The 18407-nt window shown below is 71.0% G+C and carries 15 protein-coding genes; 6 read left to right on the top strand and 9 right to left on the bottom strand.

The genetic code is table 11. The features are described from left to right. Positions 1–125: 125 nt before the first annotated feature. Positions 126–1184 (bottom strand): hypothetical protein, encoded by a 1059-nt coding sequence (locus tag ACWEFB_RS31205; protein ID WP_452291135.1) that lies wholly within the window; start codon positions 1182–1184, stop codon positions 126–128. Between the two features lie 266 nt (positions 1185–1450). On the opposite strand from ACWEFB_RS31205, the gene ACWEFB_RS31200 reads away from it, so the two are divergent. The 4 genes from ACWEFB_RS31200 to ACWEFB_RS31185 all read left to right on the top strand — a co-directional run bounded on the left by ACWEFB_RS31200 (position 1451) and on the right by ACWEFB_RS31185 (position 6838). Continuing rightward, positions 1451–2365 carry an EamA family transporter gene (locus ACWEFB_RS31200; RefSeq protein ID WP_452291133.1) on the top strand — a complete coding sequence of 305 codons (915 nt, stop codon included), beginning with the start codon at positions 1451–1453 and terminating at the stop codon, positions 2363–2365. A 132-nt stretch (positions 2366–2497) separates the two neighbouring features. Continuing rightward, a complete protein-coding gene (locus ACWEFB_RS31195) occupies positions 2498–3475 on the top strand; it encodes an NAD(+)/NADH kinase (RefSeq protein WP_326558119.1) in 978 nt (325 codons plus the stop codon). A 68-nt stretch (positions 3476–3543) separates the two neighbouring features. Further along, the gene (locus tag ACWEFB_RS31190) at positions 3544–5922 is read left to right on the top strand and encodes an AAA family ATPase (protein WP_452291131.1); all 2379 of its coding nucleotides are present in this window, start codon (positions 3544–3546) and stop codon (positions 5920–5922) included. Between the two features lie 127 nt (positions 5923–6049). Continuing rightward, complete coding sequence (locus ACWEFB_RS31185; protein ID WP_452291129.1) at positions 6050–6838, top strand: alpha/beta fold hydrolase; 789 nt, start codon at positions 6050–6052, stop codon at positions 6836–6838. On the opposite strand, the gene ACWEFB_RS31180 is transcribed toward ACWEFB_RS31185, so the two are convergent. Beyond that, the gene (locus ACWEFB_RS31180; RefSeq protein ID WP_452291127.1) at positions 6825–7478 is read right to left on the bottom strand and encodes a response regulator transcription factor; all 654 of its coding nucleotides are present in this window, start codon (positions 7476–7478) and stop codon (positions 6825–6827) included. The two genes, ACWEFB_RS31185 and ACWEFB_RS31180, sit on opposite strands and share 14 nt — an antisense overlap. After that, entirely contained in the window at positions 7475–8695 is a 1221-nt protein-coding gene (locus ACWEFB_RS31175; RefSeq protein WP_452291125.1) for a sensor histidine kinase, read from the bottom strand. The genes ACWEFB_RS31180 and ACWEFB_RS31175 overlap by 4 nt, the downstream gene beginning before the upstream one ends. A gap of 223 nt (positions 8696–8918) precedes the next feature. On the opposite strand from ACWEFB_RS31175, the gene ACWEFB_RS31170 reads away from it, so the two are divergent. Beyond that, a complete protein-coding gene (locus ACWEFB_RS31170; protein ID WP_452291123.1) occupies positions 8919–9857 on the top strand; it encodes an ABC transporter ATP-binding protein in 939 nt (312 codons plus the stop codon). Continuing rightward, positions 9854–10726: an ABC transporter permease subunit gene (locus tag ACWEFB_RS31165; RefSeq protein ID WP_452291121.1), complete on the top strand. Its 873-nt coding sequence runs from the start codon at positions 9854–9856 to the stop codon at positions 10724–10726. The genes ACWEFB_RS31170 and ACWEFB_RS31165 overlap by 4 nt, the downstream gene beginning before the upstream one ends. 128 nt (positions 10727–10854) lie before the next feature. On the opposite strand, the gene ACWEFB_RS31160 is transcribed toward ACWEFB_RS31165, so the two are convergent. The 6 genes from ACWEFB_RS31160 to ACWEFB_RS31135 form a co-directional block, all read right to left on the bottom strand. Further along, positions 10855–11511, bottom strand: a complete 657-nt coding sequence (locus ACWEFB_RS31160) for an amino acid ABC transporter permease (protein WP_326558128.1) — start codon at positions 11509–11511, stop codon at positions 10855–10857. Continuing rightward, a complete protein-coding gene (locus tag ACWEFB_RS31155; RefSeq protein ID WP_452291119.1) occupies positions 11511–12191 on the bottom strand; it encodes an amino acid ABC transporter permease in 681 nt (226 codons plus the stop codon). The genes ACWEFB_RS31160 and ACWEFB_RS31155 overlap by 1 nt, the downstream gene beginning before the upstream one ends. A gap of 4 nt (positions 12192–12195) precedes the next feature. Continuing rightward, the gene (locus ACWEFB_RS31150) at positions 12196–13101 is read right to left on the bottom strand and encodes a transporter substrate-binding domain-containing protein (RefSeq protein WP_326558130.1); all 906 of its coding nucleotides are present in this window, start codon (positions 13099–13101) and stop codon (positions 12196–12198) included. A 28-nt stretch (positions 13102–13129) separates the two neighbouring features. Next, positions 13130–13855 carry an amino acid ABC transporter ATP-binding protein gene (locus ACWEFB_RS31145; protein ID WP_452291226.1) on the bottom strand — a complete coding sequence of 242 codons (726 nt, stop codon included), beginning with the start codon at positions 13853–13855 and terminating at the stop codon, positions 13130–13132. A gap of 102 nt (positions 13856–13957) precedes the next feature. Continuing rightward, positions 13958–16624, bottom strand: a complete 2667-nt coding sequence (locus ACWEFB_RS31140; protein WP_452291117.1) for a M14 family metallopeptidase — start codon at positions 16622–16624, stop codon at positions 13958–13960. Between the two features lie 463 nt (positions 16625–17087). Continuing rightward, a complete protein-coding gene (locus ACWEFB_RS31135; RefSeq protein ID WP_452291115.1) occupies positions 17088–18233 on the bottom strand; it encodes a MalY/PatB family protein in 1146 nt (381 codons plus the stop codon). Positions 18234–18407: the final 174 nt, after the last annotated feature.

The raw sequence follows: 18407 nt of genomic DNA, 5'->3' as shown, positions 1-18407 counted from the left end.
CTTCAATGTAACTGTCTCGATGTCCCGGTGGTGCCGTAACCGATCCCCGCCGGCACACGGCGGCCGGGCGCGGAGCTGCCGGTGGACAGCCCTCGCCCGACCGCCGCCGGTCGGAGCGGGATCGGTCAGTCGACGACGGCCGGCGCCGTCTTCGCCGCGGCGGCCAGGGCCGCGGCCTCGCTCGCGTACGGGTTGTAGGTGTACGCCCGCGACAGGCTGCCCGCAACCGTGAAGTACTCGACGGAGAGCTTCGCCGGGTCGGTGGCGATCTGGCCCCTGCCCGGCAGGTCGTCGCCGTCGTCCCAGCCCCACGGCGCGTTCGCCGAGTTGGTCGAGCAGCCGAAGGTGCCCGAGCCGCAGTTGTCGGAGGTGTCACCGGCGAAGGTGCCGAGGTTCGCGAAGAGGCTGGCGTTCGTCCGTTGCGCCCACAGGCCACCGGCGGCGAACATGTCGACGAGCTGGTAGCGCACGTCCCGGTCGTTGCCGTCGCTCGGCGTCTCCGCGACCGTGGAGGGGTAGTACACGATCCCGTCGCCGTTGATGTTGTACTGCGGATACGCCTTCAGGCCGTGGCCCTGGGCCTCCTGCGCCGTCACCGGGTGCTGGAACGAGTCGTGCGGCGAGGACTGGAGCTGCAGCGTCCCGTCGACGTTCTCCCGCCCGCCGGACCAGGTGCTGCCGGCCGGCGTGTACGAGTAGAAGCTGCTGTGTGCCACGGTCACCGCCGAACGCAGCACCCCGTACGTGGACCCGTCCCGCTCGATCGCGAACAGCACACCCTCGCCGTCGTTCTCGTGCTCGGTCTCGAAGAACGGGTGGTCCGTCCAGTCCCGTGGGTGGAAGAAGAGGTAGGTGATGTACCAGTGCGTGGTGGTCTCGACCACGGAGTAGTAGCCGTGCGCGGCGAACGAGACCCCGGCCTGGCCCGCGCGGTCCCAGTTGTTGCGCCCGTTGAGGTCGCCGTCGAAGTCGACCTTCGTGATGTAGTCGGACCGGCCGCCGAGCGCGTGGCTCCCGGTGGCGTCGACGTCCTGGTAGTGGATCGGCGCCCAGCGCAGTGCCAGTTCCGCCCGGCTGACCGCCGCGCTCGCCGGGGCGGGTGCCGTGGACCCGATGGTCGCGAGCGTCGCCGCCAGGGTGGCCGCCACCAGGGATCTCCCGGCGATCCTGCTTCTGTTGAGCATGTGTGCTCTCCCACGTCCGGTATGGATAGACCGATGGGAATCTATGTGATCCATGGCGGCCGGGGCGTGTCCGGTGGGCGAACGCTGAGTTGATGACGGTCGACGGTTGTCGTCCGGGCTCGGTGGCCACCCTCGGGGAGCCGGGCGGGGACAGGGCCGGCGGCATCGGGCGGCCGTGCGTGGCGTCGGTGGAGAGGACACGTGGAGCCCGGCGCCCGCGTCCGGTGCATTTCCGGTTTTGGATCGTGGCACCGACACTGGCTGCCATGAGCGTGAGGACAGCCGGCGTTGCGGCGGACCGGGCCGGTGCCCCGGATCGGGATGCCGGCCGTGGTCCGGTGATCGGCGGGCTGGCCATCATGACCGCCAGCGCCGCCAGCAACCAGGTCGGCGCTGCCGTCGGCGCCCATGCCTTCACCACGATCGGGCCGGTCGGCGTGGTGGCGGTACGTCAGTTGGTCGCCGCCGCTGTCCTCCTGCCGGTGGCCCGGCCGAACGTACGCCGTTTCACCTGGGGGCAGTGGTGGCCGACGCTCCTGCTCGGGCTGGTCTTCGCCACCATGAACCTGAGCCTGTACACCGCCATCGACCGGATCGGGCTCGGCCTGGCCGTCACCCTGGAGGTGCTCGGCCCGCTCGGAGTCGCGCTGGCCGGCTCCCGTACCCGTCGGGACATCCTCTGCGTCGTCGCCGCCGCACTCGGTGTCTACGTCCTGGTGCTGCCCGGCCCGAGCAGCGACTACCTCGGCGTCGGCCTCGGCCTGCTGGCCGCCGCCTGCTGGGCGGCCTACATCATGCTCAACCGATTGCTCGGCGGCCGGCTGCCCGGTCTGCAGGCACCGGCGACCGCCACCGCGGTCTCGGCCCTGCTCTACCTGCCGGTCGCGGCGTTTCTGATCGCCCAGGGACGGCTGCACGGCACCGCCCTGCTCTACGCCGTCGTCGCCGGTGTGCTCAGCTCGGTGGTGCCCTACGCCGCCGACCTGATCGCACTGCGCCGGGTACCGGCCCGCTTCTTCGGCGTTGTCATGACCGTCCACCCGGTGCTGGCCGCCCTCGCCGGCCTGCTCATCCTCCGGCAGGCGCTGGACCTCCACGAATGGGCCGGCATTCTGCTCGTCGTCACCGCCAACGTGCTCGCCGTCGCCACGGCCCGGACCCGGTCGCGGGCCATCGGCTGACCCCGCCTCCGACCTCCCGGCGCGGGGCGGACGGCGGGTGCGGCGCCGACCGGGTACGCGTCCCGCGCGCCGGCCCGACGGGACCGTCAATCAGCCCACGCGACCGCCGGGGCCGTGGCTAGGCTGGCCGGAGTGAGCACCGAGGCGGCAACGGCGGACGACAGCGGGGTCCCCGTGCTGGGCCTGGTGGTCCATCCCACCCGGGCGGTGGACGAATCCGTGTCCACGATCCTGAGCTGGGCCCGGACCCACGCGGTCCGGGTCGTCGCCCGGGACCGGGACCGCGACCGGATCACCGGGAAGATCGACACGCTGCCCGATCCGCGGTTCGTCGCCCAGCTCAAAGGGCTGGTCGCGCTCGGCGGCGACGGGACCATGCTCGGGGCGATGCGGCTGGTCGCCGAACGGCCCGTACCGGTGCTCGGCGTCAACCACGGCAGCCTGGGCTTCCTCGTAGAGGTCACGCCCGACACCCTGGAAACGGCGCTTGCCCGACTCGTGGACGGCGACTTCACGATCGAGTGCCACGGTTGCCTGGTTGTCGCCTGCGGCAGTGGCCGGCCGTTCCGGACCGACACCGGCTTCAACGACATCGTGCTCGCCCGGCGCAGCCGGACGGGCGCCATCTCGCTCGATCTCACCGTCAACGACCAGCAGTACGGCTACTACCGGTGCGACGCGCTCGTACTCGCCACGCCCAGCGGCTCCACCGCGTACAACTACGCCGCGGGCGGACCCATCGTGTCGCCGTCGGCGGCGGCTATCGTGATCACGCCGGTGGCGGCGATGTCGGGCATCGGCCGGGCCATCGTGCTCGGCGCCGGAGACCGGGTGTCGCTGCACATCGACCCCGACAGTGCGCCGGTGTACCTCGACGTGGACGGCACCCCGTCGGCCGAACTCGAACCCGGCGACGTGCTCACCGCGCACCTGCGCGAGGACGCCGGCCAGGTCGTACGCCTGTCCGCCGGCACGCACGCCCGGCGGAGCCGGATCAAGCTGAGCCTGCTCGACCTCCCGTTGCGTCGCGACCAACTCCTCGAACTCATCCCCGAGAAGCTCCGTATGCACGGCGAGGCGATCCAGGATCCGGAACTGGGGGATGGCTGATCGCCACCAGGCCGCGGATGGGGTCATAGCCGACACATCGACGTGATCAGCGGCCGTACGCTGAGCGGGTGGCCCTGATCGGACGCCGCCGCGAGCTCGCCGCGGTGGCACAGTTGCTCGACCGGGCCGTAACGGGAACGGGCGGACACCTCGTTGTCACCGGGCCGACCGGAGCGGGCAGGACGGCGCTGGTCGACGCCGCCGCGACCCTGGCCCGTACCCGTGGTCTGCCGGTGTTCCGGGTGAGCGGGACCGGCCTCGACGCCGGCCTGCTGATCTGGGACCAACTGCTCCGCGATCTCGGAGCGGGTGAACTGCCGCCCGACGCCAGGCTCGGAGACCTCGACCGGATCGCCCGCGAGGCGGCCGACGGTGGGCCGCGCCTGCTCCTGGTCGACAACATCGGCCGGGCCGGTACGCCGGCCGTGGAGTTCCTGACCCTGCTCGCGTCCCGGCTCGGCTCGGGCGCGACCGCGTTGCTCGCGACGGCGGAGGAACCCCTCGGCCTGACGCCGGAGCTACGCCTGCCCGGCCTGACCGAACCGGAACTGGCCGACCTGACCGACGGCCTGCCCACCGGGCCGCTTCCCGACGGGACGCTGCACGCCGTGTGGCTGGCCTCGGCCGGGCAACCCGGAGCCGCCATCCGCCTCGCCGGTGAACTGGCCGGTCTCGACGGCACCGCCGACGCCGTCATCCACCTGGCGCTCACGACGCCGTCGAGGGCGGAGTTCCTCGATCTCGACGCGGGTCTGATCCGCCTGTTGGAGGTCGCGGCCGCCCGGCCGTTGCCCGCGCCGGTCCGGGCCCGGGTGCTGACCCGGCTGGCCCGCGAGCTGCTGGGTGACCCGTCGGCCGGAGCCCGCCGGCGTGAGCTGGTCGAGGAGGCGGTTGCCCTGGCCCGGAGCACCGGCGATCCCGGCATCCTCGCCGAGGTCCTCGACGGCCGGCTGCACGCCCTGTGGGACCCGGCCGCCGCCCGGGAACGCCTGGCCACCGCGACGGAGATCGTGGAGCAGGCGCGCCGGGCCGGGGATGCGACGGTCGAGCGACGCGGACTGTTCTGGCGCTTCACCGCATGGGCGGAACTGGGGGACCTGGTGGCGGCCGAGGCGGCGCTGACGGCGTACGCCCGCGCCGCCGACCTGGCCGGCGACGCCGAGGCGGCGGTGATGGTGCTGGCCCGCCAGGCGATGCTGGCGACGATCCGGGGCCGGTTCGAGGAGGCCGTGGCGCTCGCCGGCGACGTGGCGGAACAGGGCCGTCGGGCCGGACTCGTCGACACGGACCGCCTGGTCGCCTCGCTGTACGGCCGCCTCGCCCTGATGCGCGGCGAGGCCGAGCCGCAGGTGGAGACCCTGCATGCGCTCGCCCGGCGGTTGCCCGGTCACTTCTTCGAGGCGACCGTGGCCCGGACACTCGCCGAATGCGGCCGAGACACCGAGGCGCTCCTCGAACTCGAACGGGTCCTGCCGGCCGTGCTCGCCGGATCCGGGCCGCGCTGGGTGGGAGCCCTCGCCGACCTGGCGATCGTGGCGGCGCGCGGCGGTGAACCCACCTCCGCGCAGGCCCTGTACGACGCCCTGCTTCCGTACGGTGGGCGGCTGGTCGTCTGGGGTGGCGCCAACACGATCACCGGACCGGTGGACGACTACCTGGGCCGGCTCGCCACCCGGCTGGGTCGACCCGACCAGGCGCTACAGCACCTGGACCGCGCGGTCGAGTTGGAACAGCGGATCGGTGCTCTGCCGTGGCTGGCGTACACGCTGGCCGCGCGGGCCGGCGCGCTGTCCGTACGCGGCGGCGACGGGGACCGGGGTCGGGCCGGTGACGACCTCGGGCGAACCCGGTCGCTGGCGCAGCGACTCGGCATGGGAGGGCTGCTCGGCACCCTCGCCCCACCGGCGGACGAGTGGCGGCTGACCCGCGACGGGGACGGCTGGCGGCTCGACGCCGGTGCCGAGACGGTCCGGCTGCGCGACGGTCGTGGGATGGGGTACCTGCGGGCGCTGTTGGCCGTACCCGGTCAGGAGATCGCCGCGCTGGATCTCGTCGCCGGAGGCGCCGGCCTGCGGGTCCCCGAGGGCGCCCCGATCCTCGACGACGTCGCCCGTGCCGCCTACCGGAGCCGGTTGCGGGCGCTGGACGAGCAGCTCGACGTGGCGGACCGGGCGGGGGACGTCGAGCGTGCTGCGGCGGCCCAGGTCGAACGTACCGCGCTGCTGGCGGAGCTGAGGCGGGCCAGCGGGCTGGGCGGGCGGCCGAGGGCCCAGGCGGGCGAGACCGAACGGGCGAGGGTCAACGCGACCCGGGCGTTGTGGGCGGCCGTCGAACGGGTCGAGTCGGCCGCGCCGCTGGCCGGTGCGCACCTGCGGGCATCACTGCACACCGGCCGGGTGCTCCGGTACCAGCCGGCGCCGGGCGGCCCGACCCGCTGGCGGGTATGACCCACGCATCGGCTTTGACCGACCGCGGGGGAACCCCGCCAGCTCACGGTGTGAGCCACGCCACGTACGGGTTGTGCGCAGCCGAGTTACGCCTTGTCGGTGAAGGTGGAGCGACGGGAGAGACGACATGGACGACGCACCTCGGCGGTACTTCGGTGATCTTGCCGCGGGCAGCTACGGCACCGGAGACGACCGGCCACCGCTGGTCCTGCTGCACGGCATGAGCTACGACCGGCGCCAGTGGGGGCCGGTACTGCGCGAGTTGGCGGTCGTCGACCCGGGGCGGCGGGTGGTGGCGTTCGACCTGCCCGGCCACGGGGACTCGCCCCGGCGGAACTCCTACCACTCCGACGAGGTCGCAGAGGTCATCCACCGGGCCGTGACCGACGCCGGACTCGAGGCCCCGGTGCTGGTGGGGCACTCCCTCGGCGGGGTGCTGGCGACGATCTACGCGGCGACGTACCGGGCGCGTGGGGTGGTCAACGTGGACCAGCCGCTGCTGGTCGGCAACTTCGGGAAGGCACTGCGCCGGGCCGAACCGGTGCTGCGCAGCGCGGCCCACGGCGAGGTCTGGGACTCCATGCTCGCCCGGATGCACCTCGAACTGCTGCCACCGGACGCGCGGGAACTGGTCCGTACGGCCACGACGCCGCGGCAGGACCTCCTCCTCGGCTACTGGAACGAGATCCTGGTGACGCCCGCCGACGAACTCGGCGAGCGCCGGATGCGGGACCTGGACACCATCCGGTCGAGCGGCATCCCGTACCGCTACGTGACCGGTGCGGAGCCGGATCCGGCGTACCGGCGGTGGTTGGAGGCCGCACTGCCCGACGCCGTGATCGACGTCCTGCCGGGCAGTGGCCACTTCCCGCACCTGGCGCACCCGGACCGAGTCGCCCGGATCATGGCAGGGTGAGGCCGGACTGGACGGCGAAGACGACCAGTTGGGCGCGGTCGCGGGCGTGCAGCTTCACCATCGCCCGGCCCACATGGGTACGTATCGTCGCCGGGCTGACCACCAGTTCGGCGGCGATCTCGTCGTTGGAGCGGCCGGTTGCCACCCAGGCCACGATCTCCCGTTCCCGGTCGGTGAGCCGTTCCAGCTCGGGCCGGGGAGCGCCGGACGGTGTGCCGGCGCTGAACCGCTGGATGACCCGACGGGTCACCGACGGTGAGAGCAGCGACGCGCCGTCGGCGACCACCCGTACCGCGCGGAGCAGCTCGTCCGGCGGGGAGTCCTTGAGGACAAAGCCGCTGGCGCCGTCGCGCAACGCGCCGAAGACGTACTCGTCCAGCTCGAACGTCGTGAGCATCACGATCCGGACCCCGGTCAGCGCCGGATCCGAGGTGATCTCACGCAGTGCGGCCAGCCCGTCCATCAGTGGCATCCGGATGTCCATCAGCACCACGTCGGGGCGGGTCCGGCGGACGAGTTCCACCCCGGCCCGACCGTCGGCGGCCTCGCCCACCAGGTCGGTGTCGTCCTCGCTGTCCAGCAAAGTGCGGAGCCCCATCCGGACCAGGGCCTGGTCGTCGACGACGGCGACGCGAATCATGCCGCCGATCCTGACACGTGGGGAGGGTTCGGCCGACCCGTCAGCGGCAGCCGCGCCCGGACCACGAATCCCCGTCCGGGCGCCGGGCCGGCCTCGAGTTCGCCGCCGAGGGCCTCCGCCCGCGCCCGCATACCGGCTATCCCGCTCCCGATGCGTCCGCCGGCATCCCGGTGCGCGAAGGCGCCGCCCGCCGGGCCGTCGTCGCTGACCTCCAGCGTCAGGTCGTCGCCCACCCGCGCGGCCCGTACCCGGGCGACCGTCGTTCCGGCGTGGCGCAGGACGTTGGTCAGTGACTCCTGCAGGATGCGGTACGCGACGAGGTCGACCTCCGGTGGCAGGTCGCCGGCCCGGAGCTCGGCCGTGATGCCGAGTCCACCCGCGCGGATCCGATCGAGCAGCACACCGGCCTCGGCCAGACCGGGCGCCGGCCGTCGGGGGGCGTCGTTGTTGGCGGGGGTACGCAACACGTCGAGCTGGACCCGCATCTCACGCAGCGACTCCCGACTCGTGGCCTGGATCGCCTCCAACGACTCCCGTACCTTGTCCGGGTTGCGCGCCAGGACGTGCAGCGCGACCCCGGCCTGCATGGCGATCACCGCGAGCCCGTGTCCCACGGAGTCGTGCAGTTCCTGGGCCATCCGCAGCCGCTCCTCCGAGACCGCGTGCCGGGCCTGCGCCGTACGCACCCTGGCCTCGGACTCCCGTCGGATCCGGACCGCCGCGCCGATGGCGGTGGGCACGGCAACCGCCGCGAACGCGAGCGCGAGCCACTCCAGGAGGAGCATGCCGTCGCCCGCCGCGGGTCCGTCCGTCAGGAACCGGACAGCCCCGGCCACCTGCACCGCCAGACCCAGACCGACGTTGCCGAGCAACGCCCGGCGCAGCGGCCACGCCACGGCCACACCGCCGGCCGCGACGGGTACGGCGATCAGGATCGGTCCGACCGGGTAACCGACCGCCAGATAGGTCACCACCGCAACCCCGCAGCCGGCGAACGTCACGTCCGGCTGCCGGCGCAGTACGCCCGCGGTGAGCGCCGCGCACACCACCAGCGCGTACGCGAACAGGTCCGGTTCCCGGCTCCAGCCGAGCTCGCCCTCGCCGGCCCCGGGCGTACCGAGCAGCCCCGGGATCAGGATCAGCGCAACCGGCCAGGTGTCCTCCCAGTAGCGCCTCAGGGCTCCGGCCCGGCGACGTGCCCGGTCGGGGGAACGCATCCTCGCCCACCCCCTGTCCCCGACAAACCGTTGACCGGATCCCGCTTCGCCACCGCATCCGCTCCGGCGACCAGGCGCGACCCTGCGCGTCGTCCCGAGGATAGGCGCCCCTGCTGCCGTCACGCATCGACGCGCCCGCGTAGCTCGCGTACGTCAATCTGCGTACCCGGAAGCTGTTTGCCGGCTGATGTGGCGCGGCCCCGCTGGCTGCGACGCTGCCGGTGTGAACGAGACAGTCGTGACCACCAGTGGACTGACCAAACGGTACGGCAGGCACACCGCCGTGGACAGCGTCGACCTCACCGTCCGAAGGGGAGAGGTGTACGGCTTCCTCGGGGCCAACGGTGCGGGCAAGACCACCACTTTGCGGATGCTCCTCGGACTGGTGCGGCCGACCAGCGGGGGAGCGCGGGTGCTGGGTCACCGGCCCGGTGACCCGGCGGCGATGGCCCGTACCGGTGCGCTGATCGAGGGTCCGGGGTTCTACCCGTACCTCAGCGGGCGGGACAACCTGCGGGTGATGGCCCGCTACCGGGGGCTCGGGGACGCGAAGGTCGACGCGGTCCTCGACCGGGTGGGCCTGAGCGGACCCGGCCGGGAGGCGTTCCGCTCCTACTCGCTGGGCATGAAACAGCGCCTGGGCGTGGCGGCCGCGCTGCTGGGAGATCCGGATCTGCTCGTGCTCGACGAGCCGACCAACGGGCTGGACCCCTCGGGCATGGCGGACATGCGGCAACTGCTGGGCGAGCTGGCCCGGCAGGGCAGGACCGTGGTGCACTCCAGCCACCTGCTCGGCGAGGTGCAGGAGGTCTGCGACCGGGTCGGGGTGATCTCCGCCGGTCGGTTGATCACGGAGAGCACGGTCGCCGAGCTACGGGGCGTCAGCTCGCTGTACGTCCGGGCCGACCCGATCGAGCGTGCCCTGGCCGTCGCGGCGCGGATCGCCGGTCACCAGGCGGTCGAACGGAGCGGGGAAGGCATCCGGCTCGCCGTGGACGCCGCACTCGCGCCCGAGATCGCGCGGGCCCTGGTCGAGTCGGGTGTCCTCCTCCACGAACTCCGTGTCTCCGAACGTTCGCTGGAGGAGGTCTTCTTCCAGCTCACCACCGTGGCGGAAACCCCCGTGTCCGACCGGGCACAGCAGAGATTGGCGAAATCGTGAACTCTTTCCGTGGACCGGCGTCGGTACTGTCCAGCACCCGCGCGGAACTGCTCCGGCTGGGCAGGTGGCCGGCGCTGTGGGTGATGTTGGGGGCGGGACTGCTGCTCAACATTCTGTTCGGCTACGTTTTCGACTACGTCGGCTACCGCACCGGCGGCGGTTCGGAGGTCAGCGAGGGCCTACCGCCCGAGCTGCTGCTGGGCCGTCTGCTGCCGGGCGGCGTACCGGAGATCACCCTGCAGGGGACGCCCATGTTCGGCGGGGCGATCCTGCTGATCCTGGGCGCGCTCGTGATCGGTGGCGGCTACGGCTGGGGGACGTGGAAGACCGTACTGACCCAGGGACCGACCCGGGCGGCGGCCTACGGCGGTACGCTGACCGCCCTCGCCGTGGTGGTCCTCGCCCTCGTCACGGCGACGGTCCTGGTCAACTTCGGTATCGCCGCGCTGATCTCCGGTGTCGAGTCCCGGCCGGCGGGGTGGCCAGCGGTGTCCGAGGTCGTGCGGGCGTTCGGCGGCGCGGCACTGATCTACGCGATGTGGACCGCCGCTGGCGTGCTGGTCGGGACCCTGGCCCGCAGCCCGGCGCTCGCCGTGGGCCTGGGCCTGGTGTGGGCGCTGGTGGTGGAGAACCTGATGCGGGCGGTGGCGAACGCGCTCGACGGACTGGCGGCGGTGACCGACCTGCTGCCCGGTACGGCGGCCGGCTCCCTCGCCGGCGCGCTCGGCGCGACCACCTTCGGCGACGAGGGCACGCCCGGGGTGCTCGACATCCTCGACGGTGGACCGGCCGTGTTGCTGCTCGTCGCCTACACGGCCGTGTTCGCGGTGGCCGCCGGGCTGCTGATCACCCGGCGGGACATCTTCTGACCGGCCCCGGCCGTGCCCGACGGCGGGCCGTGCCCGATAACGGGCCGTGCCCGATAACGGGCCGTGCCCGACGACGGGCCGACCCGGCCGGCCGTACCCGACGGCCGGCCGGGGTGGGGCCCGCTCGGCTAACGGAGCCGCCGCTCCAGCCACCGCGACAGCATGGTGAGCGGCAGGCAGATGACGAAGAAGACGACGAGGACGGCCCCGAGGATGGGCACCGCATGGGTGTCGCCCCCGGTGAGGGTGAGCCGTTCGATCGATCGTTGGGAGGCCTCCAGGATGTCGAGCAGGCCGATCACCGCGGCCAGCGAGGTCTGCTGGGTGAGGTTGACGACCAGGCCGACGAGCGGCGGCAGGGCACGTCGGGTGGCCTGCGGCAGGATGACGTACCGCATCCGGCTGGGCCACGGAAAACCCAGCGCCGCCCCGGCTTCGGCCTGCCCGCGCGGCACCGACTGCACCGCCCCGCGGACAACCTCCGCCATGTTGGCGCTGCCCCACAGGCTCAGCCCGATCGCCGCGGCGGTGAAGGTGTCGACGGTCAGGCCGACGACCGGCAGGACGAAGAAGATGAAGAACAGGATGATGATGATCGGCAGCCCCCGCCAGATCTCGACGTAGGCCCGGATCACGGCCCGTACGAGCCGGCTCGGCAGGGTCAACAGGGTGCCGAGCACCACCCCCACCGCGATGCTCGCCAGCACGCTGGTCAAGGCGAGCAACGCGGTGGTACGGAGTCCGGTGGCCAGGTAACTCGCGACCGGCCCGACCCATACGGGCATCAGTGTCCTCCTGGGATCGCGAAACGACGCTCGACGGCCCGGGTACCGATCGACATGAGCCACACCAGTCCCAGATAGATGACACCGATCGCGAGGAACATCTCGAACACCCGGAAGGAGACGGCGACGATGTTCACCGCCGTCTCGGTCAGTTCCGGATAGCTGATCGCGATCATGAACGACGAGTTCTTGAACACCGATATCTGGGTGTTGGTGACCGACGGCAACGCGATCCGCCAGCCGAGTGGGAACCCGACCTGGCCGAAGGCGGCCAGCCGGGAGAAGCCCAGGGCCCGGCAGGCCTCGACGTAACCGGCCTCCACCGCCTCGAATCCGGCCCGGAAGTTCTCCACGTTGTACGCCCCGCCCCAGAGCAGCAGGGACAACCAGCCGACCGTGAAGGCGTCGAGCCGCAGCCCGACCTCCGGCAGGGCGAAGTAGAGGAAGAAGATCTGCACCAGCAACGGCGTGTTGCGGAACACCTCCACGTACACCCGGACGAGTTGGCGCGCCACCGGGACCCGGAAGGCCGAGACCGCGCCGAGCAGGGCGCCGACGACGAGCGCACCGGCCATGCCGATGGCGCTGATCTCGACCGTACGGACCAGACCGCCGCCAAGCTCGCCGAGGTGGTCGACGAGAAAGCCCGGATCGAATCGGTAACCATCGGCGTTTGTCATGTCGTCAGCAGACCAGCGTGGGTCCGGTCGGGTAGCTCAGGTCGTTCCCCGGCCTCGGCACGAACTTGGCGAACTGCTCCTGGAGGCTGGTGTCGGTCACCGTCTTCTGGAACTCGGTCCAGAAGAACTCCTCGGCCTGCATCTTCTTCAGCGCGGCGTTGACCCAGTCCAGCATCGCGGTGTCGCCCTTGCGGACGCCCATTCCCCACGGGCTGCCCGCCTTGCTGTCGCCGACCACCTTCAGGTCGGGGTTTTTCGAGGCGAGGTCGAGCAGCAGGGTGTCGTCCTGGGCCAGGGCGTCGCCCCGGTCCTGCTTCAGCGCGGTCAGCGCCTCGCTCGTCTGCCCGAAGAGCACCTGCTTGACGTCCTTCATGCACTGGGTCAACCAGAGGCTCGCGGTGGCGCCGTTCGTGCTGATCACCGACTTGCCCGCGACGTCCGCGAACGAGGCGATCGGCGAGTCCTTCGGCACCAGCAGTTTCACCCCGCTGGAGAAGTACGGCGTGGTGAAGTCGATGGTCTTGGCGCGTTCCTCGGTGTAGTTCATCGTCGCGATGATGAGGTCGATGCGGTTGGTGGTCAGGAACGAGACGCGGTTCGCCCCGGTGACGCAGGTCAGCTCGACGTCGTTGCCGTCGCCGAAGGCGTACGACGCCAGCTTGCGGGCGACGTCGATCTCGAAGCCGGCGTTCTTGGCCGCCTCGTCGATGTAACCGAACGGCGGGTAGTCGCACTTGACGCCGATCGCGAGCTTGCCCTTGTCCTGGACGTTGCCCGGCAGGGGCGCGCCCACGTCGACCGGGGCGCCGGCTGGACCGCTGTCCGTCCCACCGTCACCGCCGCTGTCCGAGCAACCGGCGGTGAGGGCCAGCGCCACGGCGAGCACTACCAGGCCGATTCGCGATTTCATCCGAATTCCTCTCGTCCACGTACGTGGGTCATCTCAGTACCTTGCGGAGAAACTGCTGGGTACGGTCGTGTTGCGGGTGGTCCAGCACGTCCGTCGGCGGTCCCTGCTCGGCGATGACGCCGCCGTCCACGAACACCAGACGGTCGCCGAGTTCGCGGGCGAAGCCCATTTCGTGGGTGACGCACAGCATCGTCATGCCGGACCGGGCGAGATCACGCATCACGTCGAGGACCTCGCTGACCAGTTCCGGGTCCAGGGCGGAGGTCACCTCGTCGAAGAGCATCACGTGCGGGTCCATCATCAGGGCCCGGGCGATGGCGACCCGTTGCTGCTGACCACCGGAAAGCTGCCTCGGGTACGCCTTCGCCTTGTCCGACAGCCCGACCCGGTGCAGGAGCGTACGGGCGCGCTCCTCGGCCTCGGCCCGTGGCGTCCGCAGCAGTTTCCGGGGCGCCAAGGTGAGGTTGTCGAGCGCGTTCAGGTGCGGGAAGAGGTTGAACTGTTGGAAGACCATGCCGATGCGGCGACGTACCCGGTTGAGGTCGACGCCGGGTGCGGTCAGGTCCTCGCCTTCCAGGAGGACCTGACCGGCGGTGACCGGTTCGAGCAGGTTGACGCAGCGCAGCAGGGTGCTCTTGCCGCCGCCCGAGGGGCCGACGATGGCCACCACCTCACCGGGGGCCACGGTGAGGTCGACTCCCCTGAGGACCTCGAGGTCGCCGAACGACTTTCGTACGCCGCGCAGCTCGACCATGACAGCGGCCACCAAAGCCTCCTCTACAGATTGGTCTAGCGGGTTTTTGGCGGGCAGGGCGGGGCCGGTGTAGCGGCCCCGCCCCACCCGGTCGGAGAGGTGTTACCGACCCAGGCGTTCGAACTGGTCCGGCGTGAGCTTCTGCGCCGGCCCGTGGTACATAGCGTTGAAGATCATCTTCTCTTCGGCCCGGTTCCAGGTCCGGAACGCGATCTCGCTGGCGAACGTCACCACGGAGCCGCTGCCGACGCTCCAGGACAGGCCGTTCACCGCGCCGTTGAGGTACTCGCCGCCGATCAACCAACCGCTCTGCAACTGCTCCCCGCTGGCCGGGTACTTCGACACCACCTGCACCGGGTACTTGTTCGGGTCGGTGAGCTCGTACGCCCGGTCCCCGTCGAACCAGGTCGGGTTGCGCGGGTCCATGCCCCAGGCGACCGGGTTGTTGGTGTCGATCTCCTGGCTGAGCAGGGCGCCGGGGCAGTAGAAGACCGACTCGTCACCGGGCAGGATCGACCGCAGCGGCAACTCGAACAGCTGCTGGGCCGTGTTCGCCCCGCTGCCGAAGGCGACCAGGGTTCCGCCACCGGTGACGAAGTCACGCAGCTTCGCCCAGCCGTCCTCGCCGACACCGAAGGCCCAGCTCCACTCCTCCGGGTAGTTGTTCCGGTTCAACCCGTTGGTGATGGAACTCTTGCTCACCCCCTGCGGCATGACGATGGCGTCGAACTTGCCGGCCAGGTTCTTGTAGTCCTGGGCCTTCACGACCGAGTAGTTCACCCCGTACTGGTCGAAGATCCACATCAGCCAGCCGGACTGGAGGTTGTTCGCCGGCTTCAGCATCCCGATCCGGGTGCCGGGCTTGAGCTGTACACCCTCGATCCGGGGGACGGCCGAGATGGCGGAGACCGGGATGCCGGTGTTGCGGGACTGGTTCTGCAGGATCTGCCGGGCCGCGTCGGTCGGCGGCACGACGAAGGTCCCTGGCGGGAAGGTGCGGCCACCGTCGACGAACTGCGCGGCGGCGCGGAAGGTCGGGATGCCCTGGCGCTGCAACCGGGAGACGATCTGGAAGACGCCGTACGACTCGGGACCGATGACGTACGCGCCGGTGCTGGGCGGCGCCGCCGGCATGGTCACCGCCGGCGGCTTGATCTCGGTGAGCCGCTTGGTGGTGACCGAGAACGAGCCGGTGACGAGGTTGGCCTTGAAGCCGAGCAGCATCGGCAGGGTCTGTGCGGTCACGTCGTACGGCCGCTGCGGCGGCCCGCCGGGGTACTCCAGCAGGTGCGGGTACTCCTGCACCTCGAGCAGGGTCTTGGCGAACCCGCCGTAGGGCTGGTTCAGGTAGACGACGTACGACCCGGCCGGGTACTGCTGCCCACCGGCGGAGAACGCCGCCTGCGCCTGGTGGACCTCGACCGCGCCCTTGAACAGGATGTCCAGGGTGTCCCGGACCGCCTGCGGGTCGCGCTGACCGGCCGGGATGACGTACGCGCGGGGGCTGGTCCGGGTGACCGCCTTCACCCCTACCCGGTAGAAGTTGTACAGCCAGTTGTACCGGTCGTAGGCCACCGCCTCGATGCCCGAGTAGAAGGCCTGGGAGACGTAGTCGACGATCTGCCGCAGCGTCCAGGTGTTCTGGTCGTACGGCTCGATGAAGCTGATCGTTGACTCCTGGCTGCCGATCGGCCCGGAGCTGACCTGCGGGTACGCCAGGTTCGAGCAGCTCGCCGCCTCGGTGAGGATGCGTACCGAGTTGTGGTAGACGCAGTACTGCCGCGACGGCGTCCAGTAGTCGTACGTCATGCCCCAGCCGACGCCCTTCATGCCGGCGGCGGTCATGCCCCGCTGCATCGCCAGGCCGAGCGCATCGGTCTGCTGCACCGTGATCGCGTCGATGTTCGGGTCGTACGGCGACAGGTACGGCGGCGTGAACATCCGGGGGGCGCCCGACCCGGCCTGGTGCGAGTCCTGGAGTACCTGCGGGTGGTACTTGTTCTGGATCTGGGTGGCGAAGTTGCTCTCGATCTGGGTCAGCATGAACCAGTCGCGGTTGTCGTCGTGCCCGGTGTACTTCTGGTACAGGTCCGGGTAGGTACGCGAGTAGTTGGTCCCCGACGTCGCGACGAAGTAGTCGTTGACCTTGACCAGCCCGTCCGGGTTCTGGCAGGGCACGAGCAGGATCACCAGGTCGTCGAGGATCCGGTCGATGTACTCGGACTGCTCGGAGGCGAGGCGGTACGCCCACTCGATGGTGGCCTGGGAGTTGCCGACCTCGGTCGAGTGGATGCCGGCGTACACGAAGTAGAAGGGCTTGCCGGTGCGGGCCAGTTCCTCGGCCTCGGTCGGCGACAACCCGCGCGGATCGGCCAGCCGGTTGTTGATCTCGATCAGCCTGTCCAGGTTGTTCAGGTTGTTCGGCGAGCTGATCGTGAGCAGCGCGTACGGGTTGCCCTCGGTGGTCTTGCCGACCTCCTCGTACGTCACCCGGTCGCTCTGCTCGGCGATGAGCTGGAAGTACGGGACCATCTTGTCCCAGGTCGCGAGCTTGCCGTCGGATCCGATCCGGAAGCCGAAGTACTGCTCCGGGGTGGGGATGGCGGCGGCCCTCGCGGCGGCAAGCGCGTCGTAGGGCCGGGTCGCGACCGGTTGGGCCGAGGCCGCGTCGGGGTGGATCACGGTCGCCGCCGCGGCTGCGGCACCGGCTGCGGCCGTGGACCGGAGCAGCATGCGGCGGGACAGTCCCGGGGTCTCACTGATCGTCATCTGGTTTCGCCTTCCGTGGCCGGTCTGCCGGCCGGCCGTCATCTGGCACGGAGACAGCGTCTTCCGCGCCGCTAGCGGTAGGTCCTTCCTGGTGGATCCGTGGCGTGGTCCCCCGTTTGGTGGGAGGACCGGGTCGTGTCGCCCCGGATTCCGGATGCTCCCGTGCCCGCCGGACAGCGACAGGTGAGCACAGCCATCAGCCCCGATGCAGCAGGCGGCGGCCCGGGGGAGCGCGACCACGCTCCTCGGTGGAAGGACTGACCTCCGGTCCCGTATGGATGATCGGCGTTTGGAGCTGGCGTCTCGGCCAAGGGGCAGCAACGATCATCGCGACCTCCCCGGCCGTTTGTTGATCAGCTTCCCCCATTGAGTACCAGTCCGGGGGACGCGGTAGCAATAGAGATCAACAGATTTAACGGCTGGGCAACGGTTGTGATGATCTTGACTTGGGGCGCCGGGCCGGTCAGCGTACGGCGGCGGCCATCCGGCGTACGGCCTCGGCGAGCAGGTCCGGGGAGGTCGCGAGGTTGAGCCGGACGTGACCCTCGCCGCCGGGACCGAAATCGGGGCCGGGCACCAACGCCACCCGCCCACGCTCCAGGAACACCCGGGCCGGATCATCCGGCAGACCCAGTGCCCGGCAGTCCAGCCAGGCCAGGTAGGTGCCCTCCGGCAGCCGGTAACGGACCTGCGGAAGCTGGTCGGCGAGCAGTTCCCCGAGGAGTCGACGGTTGCCGTCCAGACCCGCCAGGAGGCTGTCCAGCCACGGACCACCGGCACGCAACGCGGCACTGTGCCCGATCACCCCGAGGTGGCTCGGCCCGTCGCCGACCTCCGGCGGCATCCGGTCCAGGTCCGCGACCGCGTCCGCCCCGGCCACCGCCGCCGCAGCCTTCACCCCGGCCAGGTTCCACGCCTTCGACGCGGAGAGCAGCGAGAAGCCGCGGCCGGTGCCGGGCAGCGACAGGTACGGCAGGAAGGTCGTGCCGGCGTACACGAGCGGGGCGTGGATCTCGTCCACGACGACCCGTACACCGTGCCGTTCGGTCAGGTCGGCGACCGCGGACAGTTCCTCGCGGGTGTGCACCGTCCCGGTGGGATTGTGTGGACTGCACAGCAGGTAGGCGGCCCGCTGCCCGCCCGCGACGACGCGCTCGAACGCCCGGTCGAGGGCGTCGGGATCGAGCCGGTGCCGGTCGTCCAGCGGCACCTCCACCACCCGCCGGCCCATGCTGGTGAGGAACTGGTAGAACGGCGGGTAGACCGGCGGATTGATGACCACGGCGTCGCCGTGGCCGGTGACCAGCCTGAGCACCTCGACGATGCCCATCATCACGTCGGGCACGAGCCGCGTCTGCGCCGACTCCAGCGTCCAACCCCACCGGTCGCGAGCGAACCCGGCGAGCGCGTCGGCATAGGTGGTGCCCGTCGGATAACCGGTGTCGCCCAGCGCGATCGCCTCGGTCAGGGCCCGGACAACCGGCTCCGCGAGCGGTACGTCCATCTCGGCGACCCAGAGCGGAAGGACGTCCGACGGGTACCGCCGCCACTTCTCGCTCGTCCGGCGACGGAGATCGTCCAGCGACAGTCTCTGTAAGGGGCTGGTCACGGCCGCCTACGTTACCGCAGGTGTGATCGACCGGCCCGCTGTCGGGCTTCGATCAAGACCGAACGCAACCGGTGCCGTGGCCGGCACGTGTTACCGACGTCCTCGGGCAGGGGCCCGGACGGGGAGGAACGAGTGACGGTGACGACAGGTCCGGGCGTCGATGCTTCACCACCG

The sequence above is a fragment of the Micromonospora sp. NPDC004704 genome (genome assembly GCF_053601675.1).
This window is presented reverse-complemented; position numbering and strand designations above follow the sequence as displayed.

Coding starts and splice junctions, on each gene's coding strand:
- ACWEFB_RS31180 (WP_452291127.1), bottom strand. CDS start 7,478: ATGATTCGCGTCGCCGTCGTCGACGACCAGGCCCTGGTCCGGATGGGG.
- ACWEFB_RS31145 (WP_452291226.1), bottom strand. CDS start 13,855: ATGGTCGAGCTGCGCGGCGTACGAAAGTCGTTCGGCGACCTCGAGGTC.
- ACWEFB_RS31200 (WP_452291133.1), top strand. CDS start 1,451: ATGAGCGTGAGGACAGCCGGCGTTGCGGCGGACCGGGCCGGTGCCCCG.
- ACWEFB_RS31140 (WP_452291117.1), bottom strand. CDS start 16,624: ATGACGATCAGTGAGACCCCGGGACTGTCCCGCCGCATGCTGCTCCGG.
- ACWEFB_RS31175 (WP_452291125.1), bottom strand. CDS start 8,695: ATGCGTTCCCCCGACCGGGCACGTCGCCGGGCCGGAGCCCTGAGGCGC.
- ACWEFB_RS31205 (WP_452291135.1), bottom strand. CDS start 1,184: ATGCTCAACAGAAGCAGGATCGCCGGGAGATCCCTGGTGGCGGCCACC.
- ACWEFB_RS31150 (WP_326558130.1), bottom strand. CDS start 13,101: ATGAAATCGCGAATCGGCCTGGTAGTGCTCGCCGTGGCGCTGGCCCTC.
- ACWEFB_RS31155 (WP_452291119.1), bottom strand. CDS start 12,191: ATGACAAACGCCGATGGTTACCGATTCGATCCGGGCTTTCTCGTCGAC.
- ACWEFB_RS31160 (WP_326558128.1), bottom strand. CDS start 11,511: ATGCCCGTATGGGTCGGGCCGGTCGCGAGTTACCTGGCCACCGGACTC.
- ACWEFB_RS31185 (WP_452291129.1), top strand. CDS start 6,050: ATGGACGACGCACCTCGGCGGTACTTCGGTGATCTTGCCGCGGGCAGC.